General features: G+C 71.9%; 27 protein-coding genes and 1 pseudogene. 19 read left to right on the forward strand and 9 right to left on the reverse strand.

Annotation, left to right across the window (positions count from 1 at the left end; translation table 11 throughout):
- Positions 1 to 102: 102 nt before the first annotated feature.
- Positions 103 to 237: pseudogene (locus LHA35_RS29050) on the reverse strand (zinc-ribbon domain-containing protein); the annotation flags it as partial.
- 48 nt (positions 238 to 285) lie between these two features.
- Between LHA35_RS29050 and ftsE the strand changes: the two are divergent.
- The 4 genes from ftsE to LHA35_RS00655 all read left to right on the forward strand — a co-directional run bounded on the left by ftsE (position 286) and on the right by LHA35_RS00655 (position 3,340).
- On the forward strand, positions 286 to 948 hold the full coding sequence (gene ftsE / locus LHA35_RS00640) for a cell division ATP-binding protein FtsE (RefSeq protein ID WP_226603508.1): 663 nt from the start codon (positions 286 to 288) through the stop codon (positions 946 to 948).
- 129 nt (positions 949 to 1,077) lie between these two features.
- Positions 1,078 to 1,941: a cell division protein FtsX gene (locus LHA35_RS00645; RefSeq protein ID WP_226603162.1), complete on the forward strand. Its 864-nt coding sequence runs from the start codon at positions 1,078 to 1,080 to the stop codon at positions 1,939 to 1,941.
- The gene (locus tag LHA35_RS00650; protein ID WP_226603165.1) at positions 1,938 to 2,582 is read left to right on the forward strand and encodes a YdcF family protein; all 645 of its coding nucleotides are present in this window, start codon (positions 1,938 to 1,940) and stop codon (positions 2,580 to 2,582) included. The genes LHA35_RS00645 and LHA35_RS00650 overlap by 4 nt, the downstream gene beginning before the upstream one ends.
- Positions 2,582 to 3,340, forward strand: coding sequence for a lysophospholipid acyltransferase family protein (locus LHA35_RS00655; protein WP_226603168.1), 759 nt, complete (start codon positions 2,582 to 2,584; stop codon positions 3,338 to 3,340). Before LHA35_RS00650 ends, LHA35_RS00655 begins: the two co-directional genes overlap by 1 nt.
- A gap of 273 nt (positions 3,341 to 3,613) precedes the next feature.
- Here LHA35_RS00655 and LHA35_RS00660 read toward each other — a convergent pair whose 3' ends face one another.
- Positions 3,614 to 4,195 (reverse strand): gamma-glutamylcyclotransferase, encoded by a 582-nt coding sequence (locus tag LHA35_RS00660; RefSeq protein WP_226603170.1) that lies wholly within the window; start codon positions 4,193 to 4,195, stop codon positions 3,614 to 3,616.
- 151 nt (positions 4,196 to 4,346) lie between these two features.
- On the opposite strand from LHA35_RS00660, the gene LHA35_RS00665 reads away from it, so the two are divergent.
- Positions 4,347 to 5,483: a DUF2125 domain-containing protein gene (locus LHA35_RS00665; RefSeq protein WP_226603173.1), complete on the forward strand. Its 1,137-nt coding sequence runs from the start codon at positions 4,347 to 4,349 to the stop codon at positions 5,481 to 5,483.
- A gap of 512 nt (positions 5,484 to 5,995) precedes the next feature.
- Here the strand turns inward: LHA35_RS00665 and LHA35_RS00670 are convergent.
- Positions 5,996 to 6,184: a hypothetical protein gene (locus LHA35_RS00670; protein WP_226603174.1), complete on the reverse strand. Its 189-nt coding sequence runs from the start codon at positions 6,182 to 6,184 to the stop codon at positions 5,996 to 5,998.
- A 381-nt stretch (positions 6,185 to 6,565) separates the two neighbouring features.
- Between LHA35_RS00670 and LHA35_RS00675 the strand changes: the two genes are divergently transcribed.
- The 4 genes from LHA35_RS00675 (at position 6,566) to LHA35_RS00690 (ending at position 9,413) form a co-directional block, all read left to right on the forward strand.
- On the forward strand, positions 6,566 to 6,952 hold the full coding sequence (locus LHA35_RS00675) for a response regulator (protein ID WP_226603177.1): 387 nt from the start codon (positions 6,566 to 6,568) through the stop codon (positions 6,950 to 6,952).
- Between the two features lie 308 nt (positions 6,953 to 7,260).
- On the forward strand, positions 7,261 to 7,623 hold the full coding sequence (locus tag LHA35_RS00680; protein ID WP_226603180.1) for a hypothetical protein: 363 nt from the start codon (positions 7,261 to 7,263) through the stop codon (positions 7,621 to 7,623).
- 66 nt (positions 7,624 to 7,689) lie between these two features.
- Complete coding sequence (locus LHA35_RS00685; RefSeq protein ID WP_338050832.1) at positions 7,690 to 8,058, forward strand: response regulator; 369 nt, start codon at positions 7,690 to 7,692, stop codon at positions 8,056 to 8,058.
- A gap of 110 nt (positions 8,059 to 8,168) precedes the next feature.
- Positions 8,169 to 9,413 carry a multidrug effflux MFS transporter gene (locus LHA35_RS00690; RefSeq protein ID WP_226603187.1) on the forward strand — a complete coding sequence of 415 codons (1,245 nt, stop codon included), beginning with the start codon at positions 8,169 to 8,171 and terminating at the stop codon, positions 9,411 to 9,413.
- A gap of 156 nt (positions 9,414 to 9,569) precedes the next feature.
- On the opposite strand, the gene LHA35_RS00695 is transcribed toward LHA35_RS00690, so the two are convergent.
- Genes LHA35_RS00695 through LHA35_RS00710 form a run of 4 tightly spaced genes read right to left on the reverse strand, consistent with a single transcriptional unit; the run spans position 9,570 to position 13,109 of the window.
- Positions 9,570 to 9,776: a hypothetical protein gene (locus LHA35_RS00695; protein ID WP_226603191.1), complete on the reverse strand. Its 207-nt coding sequence runs from the start codon at positions 9,774 to 9,776 to the stop codon at positions 9,570 to 9,572.
- 12 nt (positions 9,777 to 9,788) lie between these two features.
- Positions 9,789 to 10,538: an ABC transporter ATP-binding protein gene (locus LHA35_RS00700; protein ID WP_226603196.1), complete on the reverse strand. Its 750-nt coding sequence runs from the start codon at positions 10,536 to 10,538 to the stop codon at positions 9,789 to 9,791.
- A complete protein-coding gene (locus LHA35_RS00705; protein ID WP_226603200.1) occupies positions 10,531 to 11,760 on the reverse strand; it encodes an FtsX-like permease family protein in 1,230 nt (409 codons plus the stop codon). The genes LHA35_RS00700 and LHA35_RS00705 overlap by 8 nt, the downstream gene beginning before the upstream one ends.
- Positions 11,757 to 13,109, reverse strand: coding sequence for an efflux RND transporter periplasmic adaptor subunit (locus LHA35_RS00710; RefSeq protein WP_226603206.1), 1,353 nt, complete (start codon positions 13,107 to 13,109; stop codon positions 11,757 to 11,759). The genes LHA35_RS00705 and LHA35_RS00710 overlap by 4 nt, the downstream gene beginning before the upstream one ends.
- 79 nt (positions 13,110 to 13,188) lie before the next feature.
- Between LHA35_RS00710 and LHA35_RS00715 the strand changes: the two genes are divergently transcribed.
- From LHA35_RS00715 to LHA35_RS00730, 4 genes are all read left to right on the forward strand, one after another.
- Positions 13,189 to 13,377: a hypothetical protein gene (locus tag LHA35_RS00715; RefSeq protein ID WP_226603208.1), complete on the forward strand. Its 189-nt coding sequence runs from the start codon at positions 13,189 to 13,191 to the stop codon at positions 13,375 to 13,377.
- A 740-nt stretch (positions 13,378 to 14,117) separates the two neighbouring features.
- Positions 14,118 to 16,058, forward strand: a complete 1,941-nt coding sequence (gene dnaK / locus LHA35_RS00720; RefSeq protein ID WP_226603211.1) for a molecular chaperone DnaK — start codon at positions 14,118 to 14,120, stop codon at positions 16,056 to 16,058.
- Between the two features lie 314 nt (positions 16,059 to 16,372).
- On the forward strand, positions 16,373 to 17,527 hold the full coding sequence (gene dnaJ / locus LHA35_RS00725) for a molecular chaperone DnaJ (protein ID WP_226603212.1): 1,155 nt from the start codon (positions 16,373 to 16,375) through the stop codon (positions 17,525 to 17,527).
- Between the two features lie 424 nt (positions 17,528 to 17,951).
- Complete coding sequence (locus LHA35_RS00730) at positions 17,952 to 18,371, forward strand: PRC-barrel domain-containing protein (RefSeq protein ID WP_226603216.1); 420 nt, start codon at positions 17,952 to 17,954, stop codon at positions 18,369 to 18,371.
- A gap of 3 nt (positions 18,372 to 18,374) precedes the next feature.
- Here LHA35_RS00730 and LHA35_RS00735 read toward each other — a convergent pair whose 3' ends face one another.
- Complete coding sequence (locus LHA35_RS00735) at positions 18,375 to 18,947, reverse strand: flavodoxin family protein (protein ID WP_226603218.1); 573 nt, start codon at positions 18,945 to 18,947, stop codon at positions 18,375 to 18,377.
- Between the two features lie 230 nt (positions 18,948 to 19,177).
- On the opposite strand from LHA35_RS00735, the gene dapB reads away from it, so the two are divergent.
- The 3 genes from dapB to trmB all read left to right on the forward strand — a co-directional run bounded on the left by dapB (position 19,178) and on the right by trmB (position 22,138).
- Positions 19,178 to 19,954 carry a 4-hydroxy-tetrahydrodipicolinate reductase gene (dapB, locus tag LHA35_RS00740; protein ID WP_226603222.1) on the forward strand — a complete coding sequence of 259 codons (777 nt, stop codon included), beginning with the start codon at positions 19,178 to 19,180 and terminating at the stop codon, positions 19,952 to 19,954.
- 213 nt (positions 19,955 to 20,167) lie between these two features.
- The gene (gene metK, locus LHA35_RS00745) at positions 20,168 to 21,358 is read left to right on the forward strand and encodes a methionine adenosyltransferase (protein ID WP_226603226.1); all 1,191 of its coding nucleotides are present in this window, start codon (positions 20,168 to 20,170) and stop codon (positions 21,356 to 21,358) included.
- 69 nt (positions 21,359 to 21,427) lie between these two features.
- Positions 21,428 to 22,138 (forward strand): tRNA (guanine(46)-N(7))-methyltransferase TrmB, encoded by a 711-nt coding sequence (gene trmB, locus LHA35_RS00750; protein WP_226603228.1) that lies wholly within the window; start codon positions 21,428 to 21,430, stop codon positions 22,136 to 22,138.
- A gap of 206 nt (positions 22,139 to 22,344) precedes the next feature.
- On the opposite strand, the gene LHA35_RS00755 is transcribed toward trmB, so the two are convergent.
- Positions 22,345 to 22,596 (reverse strand): hypothetical protein, encoded by a 252-nt coding sequence (locus LHA35_RS00755; protein WP_226603231.1) that lies wholly within the window; start codon positions 22,594 to 22,596, stop codon positions 22,345 to 22,347.
- A 199-nt stretch (positions 22,597 to 22,795) separates the two neighbouring features.
- Here LHA35_RS00755 and rimP point away from each other — a divergent pair, with 199 nt between their 5' ends.
- From rimP to LHA35_RS00770, 3 genes are all read left to right on the forward strand, one after another.
- The gene (rimP, locus tag LHA35_RS00760; RefSeq protein WP_226603234.1) at positions 22,796 to 23,368 is read left to right on the forward strand and encodes a ribosome maturation factor RimP; all 573 of its coding nucleotides are present in this window, start codon (positions 22,796 to 22,798) and stop codon (positions 23,366 to 23,368) included.
- A gap of 14 nt (positions 23,369 to 23,382) precedes the next feature.
- Positions 23,383 to 24,939 (forward strand): transcription termination factor NusA, encoded by a 1,557-nt coding sequence (nusA, locus tag LHA35_RS00765; protein ID WP_226603236.1) that lies wholly within the window; start codon positions 23,383 to 23,385, stop codon positions 24,937 to 24,939.
- 157 nt (positions 24,940 to 25,096) lie between these two features.
- Positions 25,097 to 25,723, forward strand: coding sequence for an RNA-binding protein (locus LHA35_RS00770; protein ID WP_226603238.1), 627 nt, complete (start codon positions 25,097 to 25,099; stop codon positions 25,721 to 25,723).
- The last annotated feature ends 48 nt before the right edge of the window (positions 25,724 to 25,771 follow it).

A 25,771-nucleotide genomic window follows, 5' to 3' on the forward strand; every position in this document is an offset into this window, starting at 1 on the left:
CTCGGGCGGCGACGGTGGCTCGGCCGGCAATGGCGCTGCGGCCGGCGGGGCTGGCGACTCGGCCGCCGGGGGCGCGGCGGGCGGCGCCACCCACCACGCGTGGCGGCAGGCCTTGCAGCGCAGGCTCCGGCCCGCCCCGATGAGCTGGTCCGGAACCTCATAGGTGGCCTGACAGGCCGGGCAGACGATCCGCATCGCCCCCGCAATGTGCGGTTGCGGCGGCGCGACCGCAAGCATCGCGCATGGCTCTTGGCGCTGCCTCCGGGCATCGGCATTGTCCGCGCCATGGTGCGCTTCGCGGAAGTCGGGCTGCGGTATGGCGGGGCGGGACCCGAGGTGCTGCGCGACCTCTCCTTCACGCTGGAGCCTGGCTCCTTCCACTGGCTGCTGGGGCCCTCGGGCGCCGGCAAGTCCTCCGTGCTGCGGCTAATGCAGCTGGCCGCCCGGCCGAGCCGGGGGGAGGTGGTGGTGCTGGGCGTCTCGATTTCCCAGGTGCCGCGGGCGGCGCTGCCGGCGCTCAGGCGGAGGATCGGGGTGGTGTACCAGGATTTCCGCCTGCTGCCGCACCTGCCGGTCTTCGATAATGTGGCGCTGCCGCTGCGGGTCGCCGGCCGGGCGGAGATGCAGATCCGCGCCGATGTCACGGAGATCCTGCGCTGGGTCGGGCTGGCGGCGAAGGCGGAGGCGCCGCCCGCCTCGCTCTCGGGCGGGGAGCAGCAGCGCGTGGCGATCGCTCGCGCGGTGGTGATGCGCCCGGCGCTGCTGGTGGCGGATGAGCCGACCGGGAATCTTGATGTCCCGCAGGCCCGCCGCGTGCTGTCCCTGTTGCGGGAGATGCACCGGCTTGGCACCACGGTGGTGGTCGCGACCCATGCCGAGGCGCTGGTCGCGGAATACCCCGCCCCCGCACTGCGGCTGTCGGAAGGACGTCTGGTTGCCCAGGGCTGAATGCACAACGGGCTGGTGGCGATGCCGCCGGCGGGCTGGGTTTCGGTGCCGGTGGGAGCCGGGCGGGCAGGGGCGGCCCATGGCGCATCGCGCCATGGGAGCCCAGCCGGCCCGCCGCGGAGGCCTCCGGTGCGGGTGAGGCGCAGCCGCGGCCGCGACCCGCTCGGCCTGCGCCGGGCGCTCTCGGACCGCCTCCTCCCCGCCCTGGTCGCGGCCATGGCGTTGCTCGCCGCGCTGACGCTGGCCGGCGCCCGTGGCGCGGCCGACCTCGCCGCCCGCTGGGAGGGCGGCGCCGCCACGGCGCTGACCGTGCAGATGCCGCATGGCGCGCGCACCGACGGCGCCATCCGGGTGCTGGTGGCCATGCCGGAGATCGCCGAGGCGCGGCTGGCCGACCAGGCCCGGCTGGCCGCCCTGCTCCGCCCCTGGCTGGGGGAGGCGCCGGCCATCCCGCTGCCGACCGTGATCGAGCTGCGGCTGGCCAGCCTGCCGGACGACCCCGAGGAACTCGCCGCGCGGATCGCCGCCTCGGTGCCTGGTGCCTCGGTGGAGGCGCATGGCGTCTGGGTCGCCCGGCTGCTGGCGCTGGCCCGCAGCCTGCAGGCCATCGCGCTGGCGGCGCTGCTGCTGGTCGCGGGCATTGCCACCGCCGTGGTCGCGGTGGCGGTACGGGCGGGCATCGCGGCGCGGCGGGAGGCAATCGCGCTGCTGCATGCGCTGGGCGCCACGGATGGCGACATCGCCGGCCGCTTCGCCGGGCGGGTCGCTTGGCTGGTCGGGCTCGGCGCGCTCCTCGGCACGCTGGCCGCCGCGCCGGTGCTGGCGGGCTTCGCCGACCTGGCCGCGCCGCTGCTGGGCGGCCGGGCGGCGGCTGGCCTGCCCTGGGGGCGGCTGCCCTGGGCCGAACTTGCTGTGCTGCCGCCGGCGGCGGCGCTGATCGGCTGGCTGACGGCGCAGGTCACGCTCCGGCTCTGGCTGCGGCGGCTGCCGTGATCGCGCTCACCCGGTCCCGGGATGCGGCGGCCCGCTTCGGCCTGCGGCGCTGGCTGCTCCTCCTCCTGCCCATCCTGCCGATGCTGGTGCTGGCCGGGGGCTTCGCCTGGTTCCTCCGCCTCGCCGCTGCCGGGCCGGTCGAGCCGACCCGGCCGACCGACGGCATCGCGGTACTGACCGGCGGGGCGGAGCGGGTCGAGACGGGCCTCCGGCTGCTGCGGGAGGGGCGGGCGCGTGTCCTGCTGGTCTCCGGCGCGCATCGGGGCGTGACGCTGGCCGATGTGGCACGGCGGGCCGCTATGGGGCGGGAGGATCTGGCGGGCCGCGTCGCGCTGGGGCATGAGGCGACCACCACACGGGGCAATGCGGCGGAGATCGCGGCCTGGGCGCGGGCGGAGGGGCTCGGCTCGCTCCGCATCGTCACCGCCGGCTACCACATGCCGCGGGCGCTGCTGGAACTGCGCCGCGCCCTGCCGGAGGCGGCGCTCTACCCCCACCCTGTCATGCCGGCGCCGCTGCGGGAAGCCGGCGCGGCGGGGCGGCTGCGCACCTGGTCCCTGCTGGGGCGCGAATACCTGAAATACCTTGCGGTGCGGGCGGGCCTCTCCGGTTCCGCCGCGCCGCCCGCGGAAGCTCGATGATGACCTGGCTGCGTTCCCTGCTGTTCAACCTGGCCTTCTGGACCGTCACGCTGGTGATAGGCCTGCTCTGCCTGCCGCTGATGCTGGCGCCGCGGCAGTGGATGATCCCGCCGATGCGGCTCTATGCCCGCATCATGATCGGGCTGCTGCGGGTGATCTGCGGCATCCGGGTACGGGTGGAGGGGCGGGAGAACCTGCCGCAATCCGGCGCGGCGCTGATCGCTGCCAAGCACCAGTCGGCCTTCGACACCTTCGTCTGGTTCGCGCTGGTGCCGGATGCCGCCTATGTGCTGAAGCGCGAGCTGCTCCGGGTGCCGGTCTATGGCTGGTATTCCTGGAAGACCCGGCAGATCGCGGTGGACCGCGCCGCCGGGGCAAGCGCCGTGCGGCATCTGGTGAAGTCCGGCAAGGAAGCGGCAAGCGAAGGGCGGCAGATCGTCATCTTCCCGGAGGGGACGCGGGTCGCGCCTGGGCAGCGCAGGCCGATCCAGCCGGGCATCGCGGCGCTGGCGGCGGCGACCGGCCTGCCGGTGGTGCCGGTCGCGACCGATAGCGGGCTCTGCTGGGGGCGGCGTGCCTTCCGGAAGCGCCCCGGCATCATCACCATCGCGGCCCGGCCGCCGATCCCGCCCGGGTTGAAGCGGGCGGAGCTGATCCGGCAGCTGGAAGACGCGATCGAGTTTTCCCCTGCTCATCCCACAGTGGGAAGCGCTGTGGATAAGCCGGTGGAAAGTGTCGCCGGAGCGGTTCGTCCCTGACTCCAGCCGGGACCCGCAAGTGGCTGCAAAGGGCCGATATTCGCGGTCTCCCACAGCGCCGGCCAAATGTTGTCCACAGCCCTCGCTGGCACTCAAGGCTTTGATTTAGCAAGAATAATCTTGCGAGTCGCCGGTCAGGGGCGGCATTCGTTCTGTATTTGCAATACAATTGCGCGGCCAGGGGTGTTGCCCGGCTCCGGATTGTGGACAACCCGTGCGGGTAGCGGCACGGACAGGGGATGGGCGGCCGGGCAGGGAAGGCTCCCGCGGCGGTCAGGCGGGGTCCGGCACGGGCGGCAGCAGCGCCGCGATGCGGTCGAGCCCGGCATCCCGCACCCCCATGGCGCGGAGATGGCTGAGCGTGTTCAGCAGGTAGTCCCGGTTCGGCCCGGCCAGGCCCATGCCGCAGGCAATGGCGCGCGCTGCCTCCTCCGCCGCCGGGCGGCAGTACTGCGTCGCCCGGCGATCCACCACATAGGCGATGCCGCGCACCAGGCGGCCGCTGTCCAGCAGCCGCAGCGGCAGCAGACGGCGGGCATAGACCACCTCGCCCCCCACATTCTCCCGCTCATCCAGGTAATCGACCACCGCCCCGGCCTCCGCCGCCGGCACCCGGAAGGCAAGGCCCCGGCAGGCCCCGCCGCGATCGAGGCCGAGCACGAGGCCCGGTGCCTCCGGCGAGCCGCGGTAGTGCCGGCTCCAGAGGCAGAAGCGCCGGTGGAAGCCGCGCAGCAGGGCGGGGTGGGAGGAGGCGTGGACGAAGCCGGGCCGCCAGATCAGCGAGCCATAGCCGAAGACATAGAGATGCCCGTCCGGGTCGAGCAGGCCTGCGGCGGCGTGGTGGGGGGCGGTCATCGGGGTCCTGGTGGCGGGCCGGGCGGCGGCGGCCACCCATTGGACGCAGCGCGCCCGGCCCCCGCAGGCGGGGGAGGGAGGCGCTGCGCGGGGCGTGCGGGTCCGGGCGGCGTTCCCGGCCGCGGGCGGGTCGCGTATATCGCCCCGCGACATGGCACTCAACCCGCTCCGCACCCCCGCGCCCGGCCGTGCCGGCCGCCTGCTCCTGCGCGGGCTGCTCGGCGCCGCGCTGCTGGCCGCGCTGCTCGCGGCAGGGCATGCGCTGCTCTGGCGCTGGATGGGCAGCCAGCTGGAGGCCGGGTTCCGCGACTGGGCGGCGCAGCGCCGCGCCATGGGCTGGCGGGTGGAGCATGCCGCGCCCGCCCGCGGCGGCTGGCCCTTCGCCGCGACCCTGGCCCTGCCGCAATTCCGGCTGGAGGGGGGCGGCGCCACCCTGCCGGGGGGCATGGAATGGCAGGCGGACGCGCTGGTGCTGCGCCTCGCCCTGCCGCGGCTCGACCGGCTGGCAGTGGAGATGCCCGGACGGCACCGGCTCCGGCTCGGCGCGCTCGACCTGCCTTTCGCCGCCGACCACCTGCTGGCCACCCTGCCGCTGGAGCGGGACGTGCTGCCGCGGGAGGCGCGGCTCACGGCGGAGCGGTTCAGGCTCGGCACCCCTGGCGGCGCGGTGGAAGCGCTGAGCGCGGAGCTGGAGATCGAGACGCGGATGACCGCGATCGAGGGCGAGCCGGCGGTCGCGCTGCGTCTTGCGGCCGGCGACATGCAGTTGCCGGCCGCGGCCGGGGCGGCGGTGGGCGTGCTCGGCCGGTCGGTGGAGAGCGCGCTGCTCGGCCTGGTGCTGACCGGGCCGGTGCCGCCCGGCCGCTTTCCGGCGGCCAAGGCGGAGGCCTGGCGGGATGGCGGCGGGACGCTGGAACTGCGGACCGCCTCGCTGCGCTGGGGACCGGTGGCCGGGACCGCGACGGCGACGCTGACGCTGGACGAGGCGCTGCAGCCCATGGGGGCCGGGACGCTGCGGCTGGCCGGCGGCGGGGAGGCGCTGCAGGCCGCGGCGCAGGCCGGGCTGCTGAGCCGGCAGGCGGCCGCGACCGGACGGACGGTGCTGCGGCTGTTGAGCCGCGTGCCGGCCGAGGGCGGGCCGCCGCTGCTGGAAGTGCCGCTGGTGCTGGAGGAGCAGGTGCTGACGGCGTCCCGCGTGCCGCTGGCGATGCTGCCGCGCTGGAATTGGCCGGCAGCGCCGGTACCGCCGGAGGCGGGACAGGATCCGTCGCTGCCGGCGCGGGATTAGAGCGGATCGCGGAGGGGCGTGAACGCCCCGCAGCGTGAAGCTGCTCTACAAACATCGGTCTACAGCGGATCGCAGGAGGGCCTGAGCACCCCGGCGTGCCAATTCGATTTGCCAATGGTGATCAGCAGTGGATCGCCGCAGCGTGGCAACGCCCGGAGGCGCGCCCCTGCTCTGTCCGATGATCCGCTGTGGCCCCTTGTTTGCCGGGCGGCGTCACGCGCCCGGTCGTTCCCGCCCCTGGCGAGTTGCTCCGGTGATCAGGCGGGCAACTCCCCGCCGAGCCAGTGGCGCCTGACCTCGGCCCAGAGGCTGCAGGCGCCGCGATCCTCCCCGGCAACGGCCGCCCCGAACCGCGGATCGCTCCGGGACGCCGTTGCGCCTGGATGCGGCGTGCGGCGGGGCGCCTTTTCGGACGACACGTGCTGATCGAGGGCGACGGAAACCGGTGGGGACATGGCGGCGGCGACCTCCTGCATGGCCGGGCACCTTCGGATCGGGTGGTATTGGGCTGCCTACCGGGCCTCGATATCGGCGAGGTCGCGCAGGTAGCGCTCTGCCTCGAATGCCTCGGCGAGGCAGGTCAGGACCTCCAGGCGGTCCCCGTCCGGGGTGCCGCTGTCAGGCTCGGAGGCAACGAGACGCCGGATCTCGAGGATCGCCCGCATGTACTCGGCTTCGGTCACGACCTGCACGATCTGCATGGGAGCCTTTGCTCGCAAAACAGGGGGTTGCAGGCCAAATTTCTACCTTTGGTCGAATGTGCGCGTCCAACATTCCGATATGGCCTGCTGCAAGAGCTCAGCCACTGTGCTTTCGGCGCCGCACATGGCCTGCCGCGCGGCCGCGGCATGCCGATCCGGTGCTGGTGCCGTGGCTGGCGAGTTGTCGGCGAACCCGCATCCGCAGCACGGCGGGTCCATGCAGTCCTTTGTTGGCACATGGCATCGGAGACCATTGGCGAGTCCTTCCGGACGCATGCGTCGCAAACTGAATCGTTTCCATGCGGCGTAATGTATGCCATTCAGGTCATCGACCGTGCGTGGTGATGTCCGCACGGCGACTTTGCGCCCGAGAGGTTGCCCGTGGCCTTGCAGATCATCCTGGCCGAGGACGAAGCATTGGTGGCGATGGCGCTGGCGGACTGCCTCGAGGCAGAGGGTCACCATGTCATCGTGGCGGGTGATGGCAGGAAGGCGCTGGAGGCAGCCCGGCGGCTCGATACCCTCGACCTGCTGATCACCGATCTGCGGATGCCCGATCTGGGCGGCGAGGGCCTGATCCAGGCGCTCTGGATGGAGCGGCCCGGCCTGCCCGTTCTCGTGGTCACCGGTTCCCCACCCCCGGGTGGCGCAGCGGCCTTGCGGCAGCAGGCGGGGAATGGCGGCCCCCTGCTCCTTCGGAACAAGCCGCTCGACTACAGCGCCCTTGCCCAGGCGGTGCAGCACGCCATCACGTCCACCGCGGCCTGAAACCGGAACGCGCCTTGCCGCGCCACCAGGGCCGGGCGGCGCGGCAAGGCGGAGACGCCCCGGCAGCCATCACGCACGGGGGCGTTGACACGCCAGCCAGAGTCACGCCGAGAGCGATCCGCTATGCACTCCTCCCTGCCGATCCCTGCCTCGCGCAGGACAATTTCGTGGAACAGCGCGGCCCTGTTCTGATCAGCAGGGGATCGGCGGTGGTTACGGCATTGTCGGGGCGCGCAGATTGAAATCAGGGGTTGAATATGCGGGGGCATGTAACATAGTTTTGCGCTATTCCAGATCGGAAGCGCACCATGCGGCATGGCGTCGTTCTCCCCTTCACTGCGCAGCAGCGCCTCACCCGAGACGACCATGCGGGCTTGCAGCGCATCGCGGCAGCCTTCCCCGAGGCGCAGATCGACATCCTGATCAGCCGGGATCGGCGGGAGATCGCCATCCTCGCCCTGGCCGGGCGCCATGTCTGGATCAGGCGAGAGGGGACCAGCCTGCAGGCCCGGGACGCCTCCAGTGGACGGCTTCTCGCCGAAGCGTCCTGCATCGGCGACCTGCTGGCCAGCGTGGAGCATGCGCTCCTGCCGGATGGAACGCCCGCCCGGGCCAGGGGGGGCGAGTTTCCCCACTCCACGCCGCCCGACCAATCCCCTGCCGGCGAATAGGCGATGCACTCCGGTCATCAGCGCATGCCGGCTGCATCCGGGGCGACGCGGTCGGTCATCCTCATCGTGGAGGACGAGGCGATGCTGGCCTTGGAGCTTGAGCAGGTCCTGAGCGAAGGCGGCCATGAAGCGGTGCTGGCGGCCGACGGCGCCGGCGCCCTGGCCCGGGCCGCCGATCCGGGCCTGCGCCTCAGGGCCGCGGTGGTGGACCTCCACCTCCCCGGCAGCATGCCGGGGCGCGAGGTCATTCGCTGCCTCAGGATGCAATATCCCGGGCTGCCGGTGGTCGTGGTCACCGGCTATTCGCCGATGGCGCCGCAGGCGGACCTGCGCGGGCTCGGCGGGCCGACTGCGCGGCTCCAGAAACCCATCCAGCCCGCGCGGCTGCTGCAGCGCCTGGGCGACGCCATGACATCCACCAACGGCATCGCATGAGGGCCGGCCCGCAGGCGCCGCAGGGGCACGGGCTGGTCTGGCTGATCCGTGAGAGGGCGAATGCCGCCCGCCGCGTTCCCCCCGCGCCCATCAGCAGCTAAGACCGACGCGTGAGCCCACGTGACATCCCGGAGGGCGGCCCCGCCCCGCCGCCCCAGGTGGCGCCCATGCCCGGGCCGCCGGCCCGGCCCAAGCCCTCCATCTGGCTGCTGGTGGCGATGACGGGGCTCGGCCCCTTCACCATGCAGATGCTGATCCCGAGCCTGCCGGCCCTCGCGGTCGCGCTCGCGGTGCCCTACGCCACCATCCAGCTCACGCTCACGCTCTTCCTGGCGGGCGTCGCCGCGGGGCAGCTCGTCTATGGCCCGCTCTCGGACCGCTACGGGCGGAAGCCGCTGCTGATGGGCGGGCTCGTGCTCTATCTGGTGGGCAGCGTCGCCGCGGTGCTGGCACCCTCCGCCGGCTGGCTGATCGCGGCGCGCATCGCCCAGGCGCTCGGCGGCTGCGCCGGCCTCGTGCTCGGCCGCGCCATGATCCGCGACAGCTACCCGCGGGAACGGGCGGCGGCGGTGCTCGGCTATGTCAGCACCGCCATGGCGGTCGCGCCCATGCTCTCGCCGCTCATCGGCGCGGTGCTGCAGGAGCATTTCGGCTGGCGCGCCAGCATGCTCGCCTGCCTGGTCTTCGGCCTGCCGCTGCTGCTGGCGGTGCGGGCCAGGCTGCCGGAGACGCTGGCCCAGCCGGCGCCGCTGCCGGGGCTCGGCGGGATGCTCGGCGCCTATCTGACATTGCTGCGCATCCCGGTCTTCCGGGCCTATTGCGCCATCACCGCCTGCGCGACCTCCATGTTCTTCGCCTTCGCCGCCGGCGGGCCGATGGTGGTGGTGCAGGGCCTTGGCCATACCGCGACGACCTATGCGGTCGCGATGATGGCGATCTCGGTCGGCTGGAGCAGCGGGACCTTCACCGCGGCACGGCTGGTGCAGCGGCTCGGCACCTCGCGCATGCTGCGCTTCGGGGCCGTGCTGACCACGATCGGCGGCCTCGCCGCGCTGCTGCTGCCGCTGCTGGCCCCGTCGGGCCTCGTCCTGTTCTTCCTGCCCATGGCGGTGGTCGCGCTCGGCAACGGCATGACCCAGCCGAGCGCGATCGCCGCCGCGGTCAGCGTGCGGCCGCAACTGGCCGGCACCGCCTCCGGCCTCGTCGGCGCGCTGCAGATGGGGGCGGGCGCGCTGGCGACGGTGCTGGCCGGCGTGACCGAGGGCGGGGCGGGGATCGCCACCGGCGCCTGGATGCTGGCGGGCGCGCTCGGCGCGCAGCTGGCGCTGCATGTCGCGCGGCGGCACGGGGGATAGGGTGGGGCGCCGCCGGGCGTGCGGGCCCGGCCGTGTGCTTCCATGCGCCGGGCAATGACATGCGCCGGGCAATGACCCGCGCCGGATTGGCTTCCGCCTCCCGACACGATCCGCCGCTGGCGGGCACGGCAGGGCCGGTGCTCCGCAGGGGCGCCCTCAGGCGCCGAGGCGTGCGCCCGCCTTCAGCTCGTCGAAGCCCTCGCGCCGGGCCTCATGGTCGACCCCCAGGTTGACCATGAGCAGGACGGACAGGCCGAGGAAAAAGGGCGGCAGGGGGGATCTCCAGGTTGATGTTCCTCCCCTCTCTCTCTCCTGTATCGCGCCGCACAAAAGGCGGTTTGCAAGGGATTCCGCGCCGCTCACCACATCCTTCCGTCAGCCTGCCGGGGGGAAAGCCGGCGCCGCCAGGGCCGCCACCGGCGCGTCCGAGAGGATGCGGCCATCCACCACCTCGATGATCCGGTCGCAGCGGCGCGCGAGGCGCGGGTCATGCGTTACGATCAGGAAGGTGGTGCCGCGGCTGCGGTTGAACTCCCGCATCAGGTCGAAGGCGGCATCGGCCGATTTCGTGTCCAGGTTCCCCGTCGGCTCATCGGCCAGCACCAGGGGCGGGTCCATGGCGAGCGCGCGGGCGATCGCCACGCGCTGCTGCTGCCCGCCCGAGAGGCGGTTCACCGGGTAGTCCCGCCAGCGCGCGAGCCCGACCCGCTCCAGCAGCGATTCCGCCACGCGCCGCATCGCCTCCCCCGGCCAGCCGCGGTCGAGCAGCAGCGGCATCATCACGTTCTCGGCGGCGGTGAAGGCGGTGATGAGGTGGTGGTGCTGGAAGACGAAGCCGATGCTGCGGCCGCGCAGCTGCGTCAGCGCGGCATCCTCCAGCGCGCCGGTGTCCTGCCCCTCGATCAGCAATTGCCCCGCCGTCGGGCGGTCGAGCAGGCCGATCAGGTTCAGCAGCGTGCTCTTGCCCGAGCCGGACGGGCCGATGAGCGCGCAGAACTCGCCCCGGCGGAGCGTGAGGTCGATGCCGTGCAGCACCTCCACCTCCGTCGGCAGCCCGAGATTGAAGGCCTTGCGCACGCCCGCCAGCTGCAGCACGGGCGCGGCCGGCAGCGGCCCCTCAGCCACGGATCGCCACCACCGGGTCGAGCCGCGCCGCGCGCAGCGCCGGCGCCATGGCGGCCAGCACGCCGGTCAGCATGGCGAGCACCGCCGCGCCGAGGAAGAGCGAGGCCTGCAGGATCAGCGGGAAGAGCTCGCTGCCATCGGCCTGCCGGGCGAGGCTGTGCCAGGCGATGACCGCCCCGGCGCCCAGCAGGGAGCCGGAGAGGGAGCCGAGCAGGCCCAGCACCCCGCCCTGGATCAGGAAGATGCGCATCACCTGGCCGCGCCGCGCCCCCATGGCGCGCAGGATGCCGATCTCGCGCGAGCGCTGCACCACCGAGACGACGAGGACGCTGGCGATGCCGAGCGCGACCGAGAGGCCGACGAAGACTCGGATCAGCGTGTTCGTCATCTGCTGTGCGTTCACCGCGGTGAAGAACTGGATGTTGGTGCTGATCCAGCTATCGGCCCGGATGCCGGTCAGCCGCCGGATGGCCTGCGCGATGACCTCCGCCGCCCAGACATCGCCCACCGTGATCTCCAGGCTGGTCACGCCGCCCTCCAGCCCCAGCAGGCTCTGCGCCGTGCGGAGCGCGACGAAGACGCTGCGCTCGTTCACCTGCTTGTTGCCGAGGTCGAAGAGCGCGGTCACCGTCAGCACCGCGTCGCGGCCGGAGGCGGCGGAGAGGCGGAGGCGGTCCCCCACCTCCACGCCGACCAGCCGCGCCAGCTCGGTGCCGATGATGATGTCCTGGCTGGTCAGCCGCGGCGTGCCGGCGGCGATGTTGTCGGGCAGGCGAACCACCTGGAAATAGGTCTCCGGCTCCACCCCGGTGACGGTGACGGAGCGGCTGGCCTCCCCCCGCACCGCAAGCGCCGAGCCGGCGGCGACGGGAGAGGCGATCCGCACCTCCGGCATCTCGCGGAGCTGGCCGAGGATGGCCTGCCACTGGTCGATCGAGCGCAGCCGCTGGGCCGGGCGCTGCACCACGGCATCCTCGACCACGCCCGGCTCGCCGCCGCGCTGCGGCCGCGCCACCTCCTCCGGCGGCAGCAGCATGACATGCGCCTGGGAGGTGAGGACCCGCTTGATGAAATTGGCCTGCAGCCCCGCCAGCAGCGCCGACATGAAGACGATGACGGCGACGCCGATGGTGACGCCGGCCAGGATGAAGGCGGTCTGCATCCGCCCTTCCCGCAGGAAGCGCAGCGCCGCGATCAGCTCGAAGGGCAGGAAGCGCTTCACGGCGAGGCCGGCCGCACCCGGCCGCCTTCCCGCAGCCCGGCCGCGGCGGTGGCGGGGATGACCAGGTCGCCTTCCCGCAGCCCCTCCAGCACCTCGACGCCGCGGCGGCCCTGCAGGCCGATCCGCACGGGCTGGCGCTGCGCCCGGCCTTCCGCCACGCGCATCACCTCGGCCTGCCCGCCCGCTCCCTCCAGCAGGGCCGCCGCCGGCAGGATCAGCGCATCCGGCCGCTCGGCCACGGCGATGTCGACCGAGACGGTCATGTCCTGCCGCAGGAAGTCCGGCGGCTCCGGCACGCGCAGCCGCACCTCCACCGCCGCGCGCTGCGGATCGACGCCGGGATTGACGTAGCTGAGGACGGCCGGGAAGGGCCGGTCGGGGAAGGCATCGGCCGAGACCACCGCCTGCTGCCCGGGCGCGATGCGGCCGAGATTGCGTTCATCGAGCTGGATGATGACCTCCGTCACCCCGGCGGGGGAGAGGACCATCAGCACCTTGCCCGGCTGCACCACATCGCCCGGCTCGACATCCCGGCGGATCAGCGTGCCCGCCACCGGCGCCTCGATCCGCGCATAGGCCAGCCGCGCCCTTGCGGCGGCCAGCGTCGCCCGGGCCTGGCGCAGCGCCGTTTCGGCCAGCGCGGTCTCGGTCCCGCCGGGGCGGTTGTTCTCCACCTGCAGCCGCGCCCCGCGGGCCACGGCCTCGGCCACGGAAAGCGCGCGCTGCGCTTCGTCGAGCTGCGCCTGGGTGGCGACGCGGCCGGCATGCAGCCGTTCGGTGCGGCTGTAGCTCTGCCGGGCGTTGTCGAGGATCGCCTCCGCCTGGCGGAGGGACTGTTCGGCGGCGGGCAGGGTCAGGTCGCGGATCTGGCGGATCCGCGCCTCGGCCTGGGCCAACGCCGCCTCGGCCTGCTCGGTCGTCGCCCGCGCCTCCCGGTCGTCGAGGGCGATCAGGAGCTGGCCGGCCTGCACCGCCTGGCCGCGTTCCACCGGGATGGCGGCGACAGTGCCGGCGATCTGGGTGCCGATGCTGATGCGGTGCGGGTTTTCCACCCGGCCGGTGGCGACCACGCTTTGCACCAGCCGGCCGCGGATCACCGGCTCGGCCGGTATCACGGGGCCGAGCAGGCCAGGCATGGCGGCATAGCCGGCGCCGAGCAGCAGGAGCAGGCCGAGCAGCCAGCCGCGCCAGCGCCGGGCGCGCGGCGCGCGGCGGGGCGCGGCTGCCGGCAGGGCAGGGGGCGCGGTGCCGCCGGGCAGCGGGACCGGCAGCTGCGCCGCATCGGCCGGCGCCGTCCCCTGCGCTTCGGGGCCTGCCCCGGTCTTCGGGTCAGCTTCGGGAATGGGCATCAAGCGTCGACCTGGCTCCGTGCGCGGGATGTCGGCGGCATCCCCGCCTTCTTGAAGGGCGCGCGGGGGCGGGGGCGCCATGAGCGAGGTCAAAGGCGCGCGGTGTTTCGTTCTGCTGGAGTGGCGAATTGAGTTCCGATCCCCCTGGCGTGAGATCGTCAAAGCTGTGCGGCCCGCGCCCGGGAGCGTGGCGTCGGGAACGGTGCTGCGGGCCTGGACGGCCGGCCGGACGCTGAACGGGCGGCTGCTGAAGCCGCTGATGTTGTAGTGGCGGCGAAGGTGTGAGGGCGGCGCGCCGGTCGGCAAACTGCCGGTGCGGCCATCCAATCACGGCGGACACCGCCCGCTGGTCACCATGCATGCTGGCGTAGCGGCAGCAGTGCACGGCTTCTGTCCGGCCGCAGGCGCGTGGCCGGCGTGACGCCACGCGGACCGAGGAATCGCTTTGAGTGACCTTCCAGAACTGTTCTGACGCCTCCATTTTGGTGTCGTGAGCGGGAGCGCGACGCGTTCCTGACCTGGACTTATGCTCGCAGGGGCGGGGCTCACCCTAGGTCCCGCCCCTTCACGCTCGGCATGTCCCGCAAGCCTAGACACATGAGCATGGGAAAGTCGGCAACAAAGGTTGGGCGCACCGATTGTCGCTTTTGGTGGGCTGATCAACGCTTCAGCGGTCGGAAGGAGGCGCTCGCCATCGGCGCGTTCCTGAAGGCGGACACCGCCTGCTTCGCAGGGCCGATATCATTCGTTTGAACCATCCAAGCCTGTTTCTGGCCGGTCCGGCCGGCGGCTACTGCAAGGGGCCAGGGGGCAACCCCCCGGCCCTTTCCGTTTCCACCCCCACCCACCCCCTTGTCCCCGCCCCTTCCGCTCAATACATCCCCGGTCGAGACGGCCCGCCCGGCCGGGCGGGACCGGACCCACCACACCACCCCATCCGTCAGAGGACGGGGGCAGGCGCGGCGCCATCGCGGGCCGCCCCTGCCTGCCACGAAGGAGCGTTAACGGATGAGCAAAGTCATCGGCATCGACCTCGGTACCACCAACTCCTGCGTCGCCATCATGGAAGGCAAGGATGTCCGGGTGATCGAGAACGCCGAGGGCGCGCGCACCACCCCCTCCATGGTCGCCTTCGCCAAGAACGGCGAACGCCTGGTGGGGCAGAGCGCGAAGCGCCAGGCCGTCACCAACCCAAACAACACCCTCTATGCCGTCAAGCGCCTGATCGGCCGCCGCTTCGAAGACCCCATGGTCAAGAAGGACATGGGTCTCGTCCCCTACCACATCGTGCGCGCCGACAACGGCGATGCCTGGGTCGAGGTGGACGGGCAGAAGCACGCGCCGCAGCAGATCAGCGCCTATATCCTGACCAAGATGAAGGAGACGGCCGAGTCCTACCTCGGCGAGAAGGTGACGCAGGCCGTCATCACCGTCCCCGCCTACTTCAACGACGCCCAGCGCCAGGCCACCAAGGAAGCCGGCCAGATCGCGGGCCTCGAGGTGCTGCGCATCATCAATGAGCCGACGGCGGCCGCGCTCGCCTACGGCATGGACCAGAAGAAGGGCGGCACCATCGCGGTCTACGACCTCGGCGGCGGCACCTTCGACGTCTCCGTCCTGGAGATCGGCGACGGCGTCTTCGAGGTGAAGTCGACCAACGGCGATACCTTCCTGGGCGGCGAGGATTTCGACGCGCGCATCATCGACTACCTGGCCGATGAGTTCCGCAAGGAACAGGGCATCGACCTGCGCGGCGACAAGCTGGCCCTGCAGCGGCTGAAGGAAGCCGCCGAGAAGGCGAAGATCGAGCTGTCGAGCTCCAAGCAGACCGAGATCAACCTGCCCTTCATCACCGCCGACGCCTCCGGGCCCAAGCACCTGGTGATGACGCTGACCCGGGCGAAGCTCGAGAGCCTGGTGGACGACCTGATCCAGAAGACGCTCGAGCCCTGCCGCCAGGCGCTGAAGGATGCCGGCGTCTCGGCCGGTGAGATCGACGAGGTGATCCTGGTCGGCGGCATGACCCGCATGCCGAAGGTCATCGACACGGTGAAGTCCTTCTTCGGCAAGGAGCCGGCCCGCAACGTCAACCCGGACGAGGTCGTGGCCATCGGCGCGGCGATCCAGGGCGGCGTGCTGAAGGGCGAGGTGAAGGACGTCCTGCTGCTCGACGTCACCCCGCTCAGCCTGGGCATCGAGACGCTGGGCGGCGTCTTCACCCGGCTGATCGACCGCAACACCACGATCCCGACCAAGAAGAGCCAGATCTTCTCGACGGCCGACGACAACCAGACCGCGGTCACCATCAAGGTCTACCAGGGTGAGCGCGAGATGGCGGCGGACAACAAGCTGCTGGGCAATTTCGACCTGCAGGGCATCCCGCCCGCGCCGCGCGGCGTCCCGCAGATCGAGGTGACCTTCGACATCGACGCGAACGGCATCGTTTCCGTCAGCGCCAAGGACAAGGCCACCAACAAGGAGCAGCAGATCCGCATCCAGGCCAAGTCCGGCCTGTCGGACGCCGATATCGAGCGGATGGTGAAGGAGGCCGAGGCGAATGCGGAAGCCGACCGGAAGCGCCGCGAGACGGTCGAGGCCCGGAACCAGCTGGAGGCCCTGATCCACAGCACCGACAGGACGCTGAAGGAGAACGGCGACAAGGTCGGTGCGACGGAGAAGGCCGAGGTCGAGGCGGCGATGGCCGAGGCCCGCACCGCGCTGGAGAGCCAGGACCCCGAGACCCTGCGCAGCGCCGGGGAGAAGCTCTCCCAGGCCGCCATGAAGATGGGTGAGGCGCTCTACAAGGCGCAGCAGGCCAGCGAGCAGGCGGCGGGCGGCGCCCAGGGGGCGGCCGGTGCCGGCGGCGCCGGCGGCCAGCAGCCGGGCGGCGACAAGGTGGTGGATGCCGACTTCGAGGAGGTCGATCCCAACAAGAAGAAGCCCGGCTGACACGGCGGGCGGACCGATGACCGGAAAGGCCGCATGGCCCGGTGGTCTGAATCGGTCCGCCCGGTGAGGGCGGCCGGATGAGATGCGGCGCCCGGCGGTCGCCGCCCCGGTCCTCGGGCCGGGGCGGCGGGGCCGGGCGCCGCGCTGTCCGGGGCATGGCCGGAGCCGATGGCCGGAGGGCGGAACCGCCCGGAGGCAGGGATCGGCCCGGATGAGGCACATCTGCGCCCCCTGCGAGGGGCATGGCCGCCTGCGGCCCGGGACATGCAATTTTCCGGGATGGCGCTGGCGGGTCCGTGATACAGGGCTCGGTTATGGCGAAGCGGGATTACTACGAGATACTCGGCGTCTCGCGCGAGGCGACCGAGGACGACCTCAAGAAGGCGTATCGCAAGCTTGCGATGAAGTTCCACCCTGACCGAAACCAGGGGGACAAGGACGCCGAGACGAAATTCAAGGAGCTGAACGAGGCCTATGACGTCCTGAAGGATGGCGAGAAGCGAGCGGCCTATGACCGCTTCGGCCATGCCGCCTTCGAACAGGGCGGCGGCGGGCCGGGCGCGGGCGGCTTCGGCGGCGGCAACCCCTTCGGCGCCGGCTTCGAGGACATCTTCGAGGAGATGTTCGGCCGCTTCGGCGGCGGCGGGCGCGGCGGACGCCGCCAGGCCTCCGGCCGTGGCGCCGATCTCCGCACCATGGTCGAGATCGGCCTGGAGGAGGCCTTCACCGGCGCGAAGAAGACTGTGCGCGTGCCCTCCTCCATCGCCTGCGAGGCCTGCTCCGGCACCGGCGCCGAGGGCGGCAGCAGCGCGGCCACCACCTGCACCACCTGCCAGGGCGCCGGCAAGGTCCGGGCGCAGCAGGGATTCTTCCTGATCGAGCGGACCTGCCCCACCTGCGGCGGCCAGGGCCGGGTCATCAAGAACCCCTGCAAGATCTGCCAGGGCGCGGGCCGGGTGCAGCGGGACCGCACCCTCAATGTCTCCATCCCGGCGGGCGTCGAGGACGGCACCCGCATCCGCCTGGCGGGCGAGGGTGAGGCCGGGCTGCGCGGCGCGCCGGCCGGCGACCTCTATGTCGATGTCTCCATCCGGCCGCACCCGATCTTCCAGCGGGACGGCGCGAACATCTTCGTCCGGGTGCCGTTGCGGATGACCCAGGCGGCGCTGGGCGGCCAGGTGGAGGTCCCCAGCATCGATGGCGGCCGCGCCCGCGTCACCATCCCGGCCGGCACCCAGGCGGGCGACCAGTTCCGCCTGCGCGGCAAGGGCTTCTCCGTGCTGCGCAGCGCCGTCCGGGGCGACATGTTCGTGCAGGTTTCGGTCGAGACCCCGCAGAACCTGACGCCCAGGCAGCGCGAGCTGCTGGAGCAGTTCGAGGCGGAGGCCAGCTCGGGCGGCCGCACCAGCCCGGAGGCGGAAGGCTTCTTCGCCAAGGTGAAGGAGTTCTGGGACGGGCTCGGGCGGTAGGGTCCTGCCTCTTGCCCTCCGCCATGGTGGCGGAGGGCAGGAACGGACTGCCGGCCGGAACCTGTCGCCGGAAGGGCGCCACGGCCCGCGAAGGCCGGCCTCGGGGGGGGGACGCGGCCCGGCGCCAACCATCCGCAGGACAGGCATCCGACAGGCGGGGCTGCCCTGGTTCAGGCCGGGGCGGGTGGCGCCGTGCCTTCCCCCGGCGATCCCGAGGCGCAGCCAGGATCTCCCCCAGGCTGCCCGGACCCGGACCTCGATTCGAGTCGGTCGACCGCCCGGGAACCGCCCCGATGACTCCACGTTCAACATCCCGACCGTCGCATCCCCCCAGCGGCGGCCTTGGCAGGCGGCGGTGCGGACGCGGTCCCACCCGCACCGCCGCCCGCCCCCCCCTCCGATGATTCGAGCCAAGGAGCCCAGCATGACGCAGAGGGACGATACGGTCGCGCCCGGCGTTGCCGGGCAAGTCGCGCGTGAGGAAACCCGGGAACTCATCGCCGCCGGCAAGGTGGCGGGCACCCCGGTCTACAACCGCACCGGGGAGAATCTCGGCACCATCGAGGACCTGATGCTCGACAAGCGGATGGGCCGTGTCGCCTATGCCGTGATGAGCTTCGGTGGCTTCCTGGGCTTCGGGGAGCGCTACCACCCGCTGCCCTGGTCGGTGCTGACCTACGACACCAGCCTTGGCGGCTATGTGGTCGATATCGACCGCGACCGGCTGGAGGGCGCCCCGGCCTATGCCGCGGATGCCGCCCCGGACTGGTCGAGCCGCGACTGGGGCCGGCAGGTGGATGACTACTGGGGGGCGCGGTCCATCTGGGATCCGCGCGCGCCCTGAGGCTCAGCCGAACAGCCGCTTCGCCGTCTCCGCCACCCGGGCGCCGAACAGCCGTGCCGTCTCCAGGTCGCCCGGCGGCATCTCCTCGACCGCGGCGTCCGCTGGCGTCTGCGCCAGCGCGCCGGTGAAGCCCGCCACCCAGTTCACGTCGTTCCGCTGCGATTCCTTGCGGTTGGCCGGCATCATGCCGGTGCCGACCCAGAGCATGCCATGCTGCATGGCCAGCGTGACGAAATACTGGATGGTGGAGAACTTGTCCCCGTTCACCGAGGCGGAATTGGTGAAGCCCGCCGCCAGCTTGTCCTTCCAGGCCTGGCCGAACCAGGGCCGGGAGGAGGCGTCGGCGAATTTTTTGAACTGCCAGGAGGCGCCGCCCATATAGGTCGGGGCGCCGAAGATGATGGCATTCGCGGCGGCCAGCGCCTCCCAGCCGCCGTCGGGCAGGTTGCCCTCGGGGTCGATGGCAATGGCCCGGGCCTCGGCGCCCGGCACGCCGGCGGCGCCGGCCAGGACGGAGTCCGCCATGCGCTTCGTATGGCCATAGCCGGAATGATAGACGATCGCGAGCTTTGCCATGGATGGCTCCTCGATGGCGTTCGGGGGGCGGGCGATGGGCCCGTGTTGCCCGCGTCATTCGCGCATTCGGGGCGGGTTGGGAAATCAGCAGGGGAAATGACCGCCATTTCCGCCAGCGGGGCTTGCCGCCGCCGGCCGGTCACGGCGAGGCTTGCTGGCCGCGCGGCACGCCGCCATTGAAGGACCCGCAGGCGCCCGCCGCGGCGCGCAAAGCTCTGGGGGAGACGCGCATGGCCATCCGTATCGGCATCGCCGGCATCGCCGGCCGCATGGGCCGCCTGCTGGCGGAGGAGACGCTGGCCGCCGGCGCCGTGCTGGCCGGCGGCACCCGCCGCCAGGCCGGGGCGGCGGGGGAACTGCCCGCGCCGGTGCTGCCGGACATCGATGCCCTTTTTGCCGCGAGCGATGTGGTGATCGACTTCACCCATGCCTCGACCGCCGCCACCCATGCTGAGGCGGCGGCCGCCGCGGGCAAGCCCTTCGTCCTCGGCACCTCCGGCCTCTCGGCGGCGCAGGAGGCGGCAGTGGCCGCGGCGGCGCAGCGCGTGCCGATCGTCTATGCCGCCAATTTCGCCCCCGGCGTGAACCTGGTGCTGGCGATCGCCGAGCGCATGGCCGCCGCCCTGCCGGCCGGGCAGTACGATGCCGAGATCGTCGAGATGCATCACCGCCAGAAGGTCGATGCGCCCTCCGGCACTGCCGTCGCGCTTGGCCGCGCCGTCGCCCGCGGGCGCGGCACGACGCTGGAGGAAGCCGGGGTGGAGAGCGGGCGGGACGGCCATACGGGCGCGCGGCAGACCGGCACCATCGGCTTCGCCGCGCTGCGCGGCGGCCAGGTGGTGGGGGAGCACACGCTGCTCTTCGCCGCGGGGTCCGAGCATATCGCGCTGACCCATCGCAGCTTCGACCGTCGGGTCTATGCGACGGGCGCGGTGCGTGCCGCGCTCTGGCTGCAGGGGCGGGTGCCGGGGCTCTACGACATGAAGCATGTGCTCGGCATGGGGTGAGCCTGGCGAAGGGGCTGCGCTGGGCGCCCGGGTCCAAGCATCCGTTCCGCCGCATAAGCATATCTTTATGTCAGCACCCTTGACCCTCCGCCCCCCTTGCTGCGAAACAGCCCTTCAACCGGCCGGGTGCGTGCTCTCGTGCGCCCGACCCCGCCGGTGTGGCCAGGCCGGGGCCCCGCCGGTTCCCCGCGCGACAAGAGGACGAACCACGCCATGCGCGACAAGGGCGAGTACCTTTTCACTTCCGAATCCGTGTCCGAGGGGCACCCCGACAAGGTGGCCGACCGGATCTCCGATACGGTCCTCGACGCCTTCCTTGCGGCCGATCCCGTCGCGCGCGTGGCCTGCGAGACGCTGGTCACGACCAACCGCATCGTCCTCGCCGGTGAGACCCGCGGCCCCGACAGCATCACCCCGGCCTATCTCGAGGATCTCGTCCGGGCGGCGGTGAAGGATATCGGCTACGACCAGGAAGGCTTCTCCTGGCGGGACGCCGCCTTCGAATGCCACCTGCACGCGCAGTCCGCCGATATCGCGGTGGGCGTGGACGCGGCTGGCAACAAGGATGAGGGCGCCGGCGACCAGGGCATCATGTTCGGCTACGCGACGAACGAGACGCCCGAGCTGATGCCTGCGCCGCTCACCTACGCGCATAACATCCTGCGCGTCATGGCCGAGCTGCGCCATGCCGGCGACAGGCGCGCCAAGGGCCTGCAGCCCGATGCCAAGTCGCAGGTGACCCTGCGCTATGTGGACGGCAAGCCGGTCGGCGTCACTTGCGTCGTCATCTCCACCCAGCATGACGAGGGCATGGAGCAGTCCGAGATCAAGGAGCTGCTGCGCCCGATCGTGCAGCAGGTCCTGCCCGCGGGCTGGGAGGTGCCGGAATCCGAGTTCTACGTGAACCCGACCGGCAAATTCGTCATCGGCGGGCCGGACGGCGATGCGGGCCTGACCGGCCGCAAGATCATCGTGGATACCTATGGCGGCGCGGCGCCGCATGGCGGCGGCGCCTTCTCCGGCAAGGACCCGACCAAGGTGGACCGCTCGGCCGCCTATGCCGCGCGCTACGTGGCGAAGAACGTGGTCGCCGCCGGCCTCGCCGACCGCTGCACCATCCAGGTCTCCTACGCCATCGGCGTCTCCAAGCCGCTCTCGGTCTATTTCGACCTGCACGGCACCGGCAAGGATGTGGACGAGGCGAAGCTGGCCAGCGTGGTGCAGGAGATGGTGAACCTCTCCCCGCGCGGCATCCGGGAGATGCTGCGGCTGAACCGGCCGATCTATGTGCCCACCAGCGCCTATGGCCATTTCGGCCGCACCCCCGACCTGGCGAAGGACACCTTCACCTGGGAGCGAACGGACATCCTGGCGCCGGAGCTGAAGCGCGCCTTCGGGCGCTGATAGGCCCGGCCAAACCGGCTATGGGGGCGGTGCTTCGGCACCGCCCCTTTTTCGTATTCGGAATTCCGCATGACCGCCGACCGACCGCCCCTCGCCGAGGGCGTCCCCGACCGCCTCTATGGCCGCCGCCGCAGCCACCCCTTGCGGCCGCGCCAGCAGAGGCTGCTGGAGGAGACCCTGCCGCGGCTGCGCCTCTCCCCCGCCGCGGCCGCCGACCCGCGCGCGGCCTTCGCCCGTCCGGTCGAGGCGCTGTGGCTGGAGGTGGGCTTCGGCGGCGGGGAGCATGCCCTGGCGCATGTCGAGGCCAATCCCAGCGTCGGCTACATCGCTTCCGAGGTCTTCGAGAACGGGCTCTGCTCCCTCCTCTCCCGCCTGGTGGCGGAGGGGGAGGAAGCGACCGGGACGCTGCCGCCCAACCTCCGCCTCTGGCCGCAGGATGCGCGGCACCTGCTCGGGCTGCTGCCGGAGGGGTCGCTCGACCGGCTCTTCCTGATGTTTCCCGATCCCTGGCCCAAGGCGCGGCACGCCAAGCGGCGCTTCGTGAACCCGGCCCTGCTGCCGCTGGTGGCCCGCGCCCTGCGCCCGGGCGGGGAATGGCGGATCGCCACCGACGACCCGACCTATCAGGGCTGGACCGCCGAGGTGATGGCGGCGCAGGCCTTCTTCGATGTCCCCCCCCCGGCCGAGGCGCGGCCCGAGGGCTGGCCCCCCACCCGCTATGAGGCCAAGGCACTGCGGGAGGGACGGCAGCCGCTCTATTGGTCCCTGACCCGGCGCTGAGGGCGGGCCGGAACCCGGCCGTCTCCCCGCCCGCCGCCGGCTGCAGCGGGCTGCGTCCGGAACTGAATGCCAGTCCGCTGCAGTCCCTTGTCCATTCGGGCGGATTCCACGCCGCCGGCGTTCACGCCCCTCCGCGATCCGCTGCAGACGGTTGTCCGTAGAGCAGATTCACGCTGCGGGGCGTTCACGCCCCTCCGCGATCTGCCCTAACCGCCGAACAGCATGGCCAGTGCGTCCTCGATCTCCAGATCCGGCAGCAGGTCCAGCCCCGGCACCAGGTCCAGGCCGAGGGTCCGCTTCAAGGCGTAGAGGAAGCCGATCAGGCCCAGCAGGGCCGTGCCGCCGAGGATGTGGAAAAGGGCGGATCTCGCCAGCAGCGCGGCGTCGTGCCGCCGCTCCTCCCAGGAGGTCTGCTGCCTTGAGGTGGGGCGGGGGTGGGGGGTGGAGGTGGCGGGCATGGCCCCATCTCGCCGCCTCATGCGTGAATTCCGCCCTAAATATGCGCGCGACACGCTGTTTCGTGATGGATCCGGAATGCTTTTGCCCAGGCTGCCGCTCCTTCCTGCTTGCTCCGGCCGGATGGGGGGCCTATATCTGGTCCATCAATCACCATCCGGGCTCTTCGGGGGGTGGCCTGAAAGGGCCGCCTTTTTTGTTTTGGGCACAGACATCGAACGTCCACACCATGAGGGGCTGGAGGCGCGCATCGCCGACGCCATCGCCCCGACCATCGAGCACATGGGCTATGAGCTCGTGCGCGTGCAGGTCAGCGGGAAGGAGCGCCCGGTCGTCCAGATCATGGCCGACCGGTCGGACGACGCGCCCTTCCGCGTGGAGGATTGCGAGGCGATCAGCCACGCCGTCGGTGCGGTGCTCGATGTCGAGGATCCGATCAAGGGCGAGTGGACGCTCGAGGTCTCCTCGGCCGGCATCGACCGTCCCTTGACCAGGGTCAAGGACTGGAACCGCTACGCCGGCCATGTGGCGACGGTGGAGCTGCTGGTCCCGCAGGAGGGCCGCAAGCGCTTCAAGGGCATCGTCCTCGGCGCCGATGCCGAGACGGCGCGGCTGCGGCTGGAGGACGGGACGGAGGCAGGTTTCCCCCGGAGCAATATCCGCAAGGCGAAGCTGGTGCTGACCGACGAACTGATCGCGGCGACCGCCGCACCCCCCACCGGATCGCGGAGCGCCGACGGCGTGCAGCGTGAATCCGACGGGCAAACGCACTAAGGAGAACCGAGGCCATGGCCGTGGATGTCGCCATCGCGCGCCCCGAATTGCTGCAGGTCGCCGATGCCGTCGCGCGCGAGAAGATGATCGAGCGCGATGAGGTGCTGGAGGCGATGGAGCAGGCCATCCAGAAGGCCGGCCGCGCCAAGTACGGGCATGAGAAGGACATCCGCGCCGTCATCGACCGCCGGAGCGGCGAGGTCCGCCTCTCCCGCTGGACCGAGGTGGTCGAGCAGGAGCCGGTGGAGAACGAGGCGACGCAGATCCCGCTGCGCATCGCCCAGAAGTTCAAGCCGGGCATCAAGGCCGGCGAGTTCATCATCGATCCGCTGCCGCCGATCGATTTCGGTCGCATCGCCGCGCAGACCGCGAAGCAGGTGATCGTGCAGCGGGTGCGCGAGGTCGAGCGCAAGAAGCAGTATGACGAGTACAAGGACCGCATCGGCGAGATCATCAACGGCGTCGTCAAGCGGACCGAGTACGGCAACCTGATGGTCGATCTCGGCCGGGCCGAGGCCCTGCTGCGGCGCGACGAGACCATCCCGCGCGAGGCCTTCCGCAACGGCGACCGCGTCCGGGCCTATATCTACGATGTGCGGGAGGAGCCGCGCGGCCCGCAGATCTTCCTCAGCCGCACCCATCCCGGTTTCCTCGCGAAGCTCTTCGCCCAGGAAGTGCCGGAAATCTACGACGGCATCATCGAGATCAAGGCCGTCGCCCGCGACCCGGGCAGCCGCGCCAAGATGGCGGTGATCAGCCGCGACAGCTCGATCGACCCGGTCGGCGCCTGCGTCGGCATGCGCGGCAGCCGCGTGCAGGCGGTGGTGCAGGAATTGCAGGGCGAGAAGATCGACATCATCCCCTGGTCGCCCGACAACGCCACCTTCGTCGTGAACGCCCTGGCCCCGGCCGAGGTGACCAAGGTCGTGCTGGATGACGACGCACGGCGGGTTGAAGTGGTGGTGCCGGACGACCAGCTATCCCTTGCGATCGGGCGCCGCGGCCAGAACGTCCGGCTTGCCTCCCAGCTCACCCGCTGGGACATCGACATCCTGACCGAGGCGGAAGAGAGCGAGCGCCGGCAGGAGGAGTTCCGCAAGCGAACCGGCCTCTTCGTCGAGGCGCTGGATGTCGATGACGTGATCGCCGGCCTGCTGGTAACCGAGGGCTTCACCTCGATCGAGGACATCATCGCGGTCGAGGATGAGGAGCTGGCGGGCATCGAGGGCTTCGACGAGAGTGTCGCGGCCGAGCTGAAGCGCCGGGCCGAGGCCTGGCTGGAGCGCCGGGATACGGAGCTGGACGAGAAGCGGCGCGAGCTGGGGGTCGAGGATGCGGTCGCCGAGGTCGGCGGCTTCACCCCGGCGCAGCTCGTCGCCCTGGGCGAGAAGGGGGTGAAGACGCTGGACGACCTGGCCGACCTCGCCTCCGACGAGCTGATCGAGATGCTGGGCACCGACTCCATGGATGAGGAGACGGCCAACGCCATCATCATGGCTGCGCGCCAGCACTGGTTCGAGGGCGAGGAGGCCGCTGAGGAGGCGGCGGATGGCGACGGCGAGCGCGCCTGAGAATACCCCGCGCGATCGGCGCAGGCGCCCGGCGGAGCCGGGCACCGGAGCCGTGAATCGCGCGGATGGGGCCGAGACCGGCGATCGGCGCAGGCGCCCGGCGGAGCCGGGCACCGGAGCAGCCGGGCCAAGGCCTGCCGCCCCCGCGGACGGGGCAATGGAGGACGAGCCCGAGCGCGGCCCGCTCCGTCGCTGCCTGGTGACGCGGGAGAGCCAGCCGAAGGAGCGGATGATCCGCTTCGTTCTCGGGCCGGATCGGGACTTGGTGCCGGATCTGGCAGGCAAGCTGCCCGGGCGGGGAATGTGGTTGTCCGCAAGGGGGGATGTGTTAGAACGCGCGACGAAGCGCGGCGCCTTTGCGAAGGCGGCACGCGGGACCGTGAACCTGCCCCCTGATCTTGCGGCGCGGATCGAGGACGGCCTCAAGGGCCGCATCCGCGATCTCGTCGGCTTCGCCCGGCGGAGCGGGCAGGCGGTCTGCGGGCGGGAAACCGTCCGGGAGTGGCTGCAGGCCGGCAAGGCCGGCCTGCTGGTCGAGGCTTCGGACGGCAGCCCGGCGGAACGGGCCCGGCTGGTTGGCGGGCGGGATGTGCCGGTGGTGGCCCCCCTGCCGGCGGATGTGCTCGGCGGTGTCTTCGCAAGGGACCATGCCGTGCATGTGGCGATCGCGCCCGGGCGCCTCGCCGATGCGATCGCGGTGGAGGCGGCGCGGCTGGCCGGCATTGGCGGCCAGGTGTCGCCACCGCAAGGTGGCAAGAGGAGAGACGGCCCGATGGGCCAATGAGCGATTGACGGTGGGCGCGCCATCTCGCGCCCGGGGACAGACCGGACA

The sequence above is a fragment of the Roseicella aerolata genome (assembly GCF_020523605.1).
GTDB classification, from domain to species: Bacteria; Pseudomonadota; Alphaproteobacteria; order Acetobacterales; family Acetobacteraceae; genus Paracraurococcus; species Paracraurococcus aerolatus.

Coding starts and splice junctions, on each gene's coding strand:
- dnaK (WP_226603211.1), top strand. CDS start 14,118: ATGAGCAAAGTCATCGGCATCGACCTCGGTACCACCAACTCCTGCGTC.
- LHA35_RS00655 (WP_226603168.1), top strand. CDS start 2,582: ATGACCTGGCTGCGTTCCCTGCTGTTCAACCTGGCCTTCTGGACCGTC.
- LHA35_RS00665 (WP_226603173.1), top strand. CDS start 4,347: ATGGCACTCAACCCGCTCCGCACCCCCGCGCCCGGCCGTGCCGGCCGC.
- LHA35_RS00660 (WP_226603170.1), bottom strand. CDS start 4,195: ATGACCGCCCCCCACCACGCCGCCGCAGGCCTGCTCGACCCGGACGGG.
- dnaJ (WP_226603212.1), top strand. CDS start 16,373: ATGGCGAAGCGGGATTACTACGAGATACTCGGCGTCTCGCGCGAGGCG.
- LHA35_RS00680 (WP_226603180.1), top strand. CDS start 7,261: ATGCGGCATGGCGTCGTTCTCCCCTTCACTGCGCAGCAGCGCCTCACC.
- LHA35_RS00710 (WP_226603206.1), bottom strand. CDS start 13,109: ATGCCCATTCCCGAAGCTGACCCGAAGACCGGGGCAGGCCCCGAAGCG.
- dapB (WP_226603222.1), top strand. CDS start 19,178: ATGGCCATCCGTATCGGCATCGCCGGCATCGCCGGCCGCATGGGCCGC.
- LHA35_RS00715 (WP_226603208.1), top strand. CDS start 13,189: ATGAGCGAGGTCAAAGGCGCGCGGTGTTTCGTTCTGCTGGAGTGGCGA.
- metK (WP_226603226.1), top strand. CDS start 20,168: ATGCGCGACAAGGGCGAGTACCTTTTCACTTCCGAATCCGTGTCCGAG.
- trmB (WP_226603228.1), top strand. CDS start 21,428: ATGACCGCCGACCGACCGCCCCTCGCCGAGGGCGTCCCCGACCGCCTC.
- LHA35_RS00755 (WP_226603231.1), bottom strand. CDS start 22,596: ATGCCCGCCACCTCCACCCCCCACCCCCGCCCCACCTCAAGGCAGCAG.
- LHA35_RS00670 (WP_226603174.1), bottom strand. CDS start 6,184: ATGCAGATCGTGCAGGTCGTGACCGAAGCCGAGTACATGCGGGCGATC.
- LHA35_RS00735 (WP_226603218.1), bottom strand. CDS start 18,947: ATGGCAAAGCTCGCGATCGTCTATCATTCCGGCTATGGCCATACGAAG.
- LHA35_RS00730 (WP_226603216.1), top strand. CDS start 17,952: ATGACGCAGAGGGACGATACGGTCGCGCCCGGCGTTGCCGGGCAAGTC.
- LHA35_RS00770 (WP_226603238.1), top strand. CDS start 25,097: ATGGAGGACGAGCCCGAGCGCGGCCCGCTCCGTCGCTGCCTGGTGACG.
- nusA (WP_226603236.1), top strand. CDS start 23,383: ATGGCCGTGGATGTCGCCATCGCGCGCCCCGAATTGCTGCAGGTCGCC.
- ftsE (WP_226603508.1), top strand. CDS start 286: ATGGTGCGCTTCGCGGAAGTCGGGCTGCGGTATGGCGGGGCGGGACCC.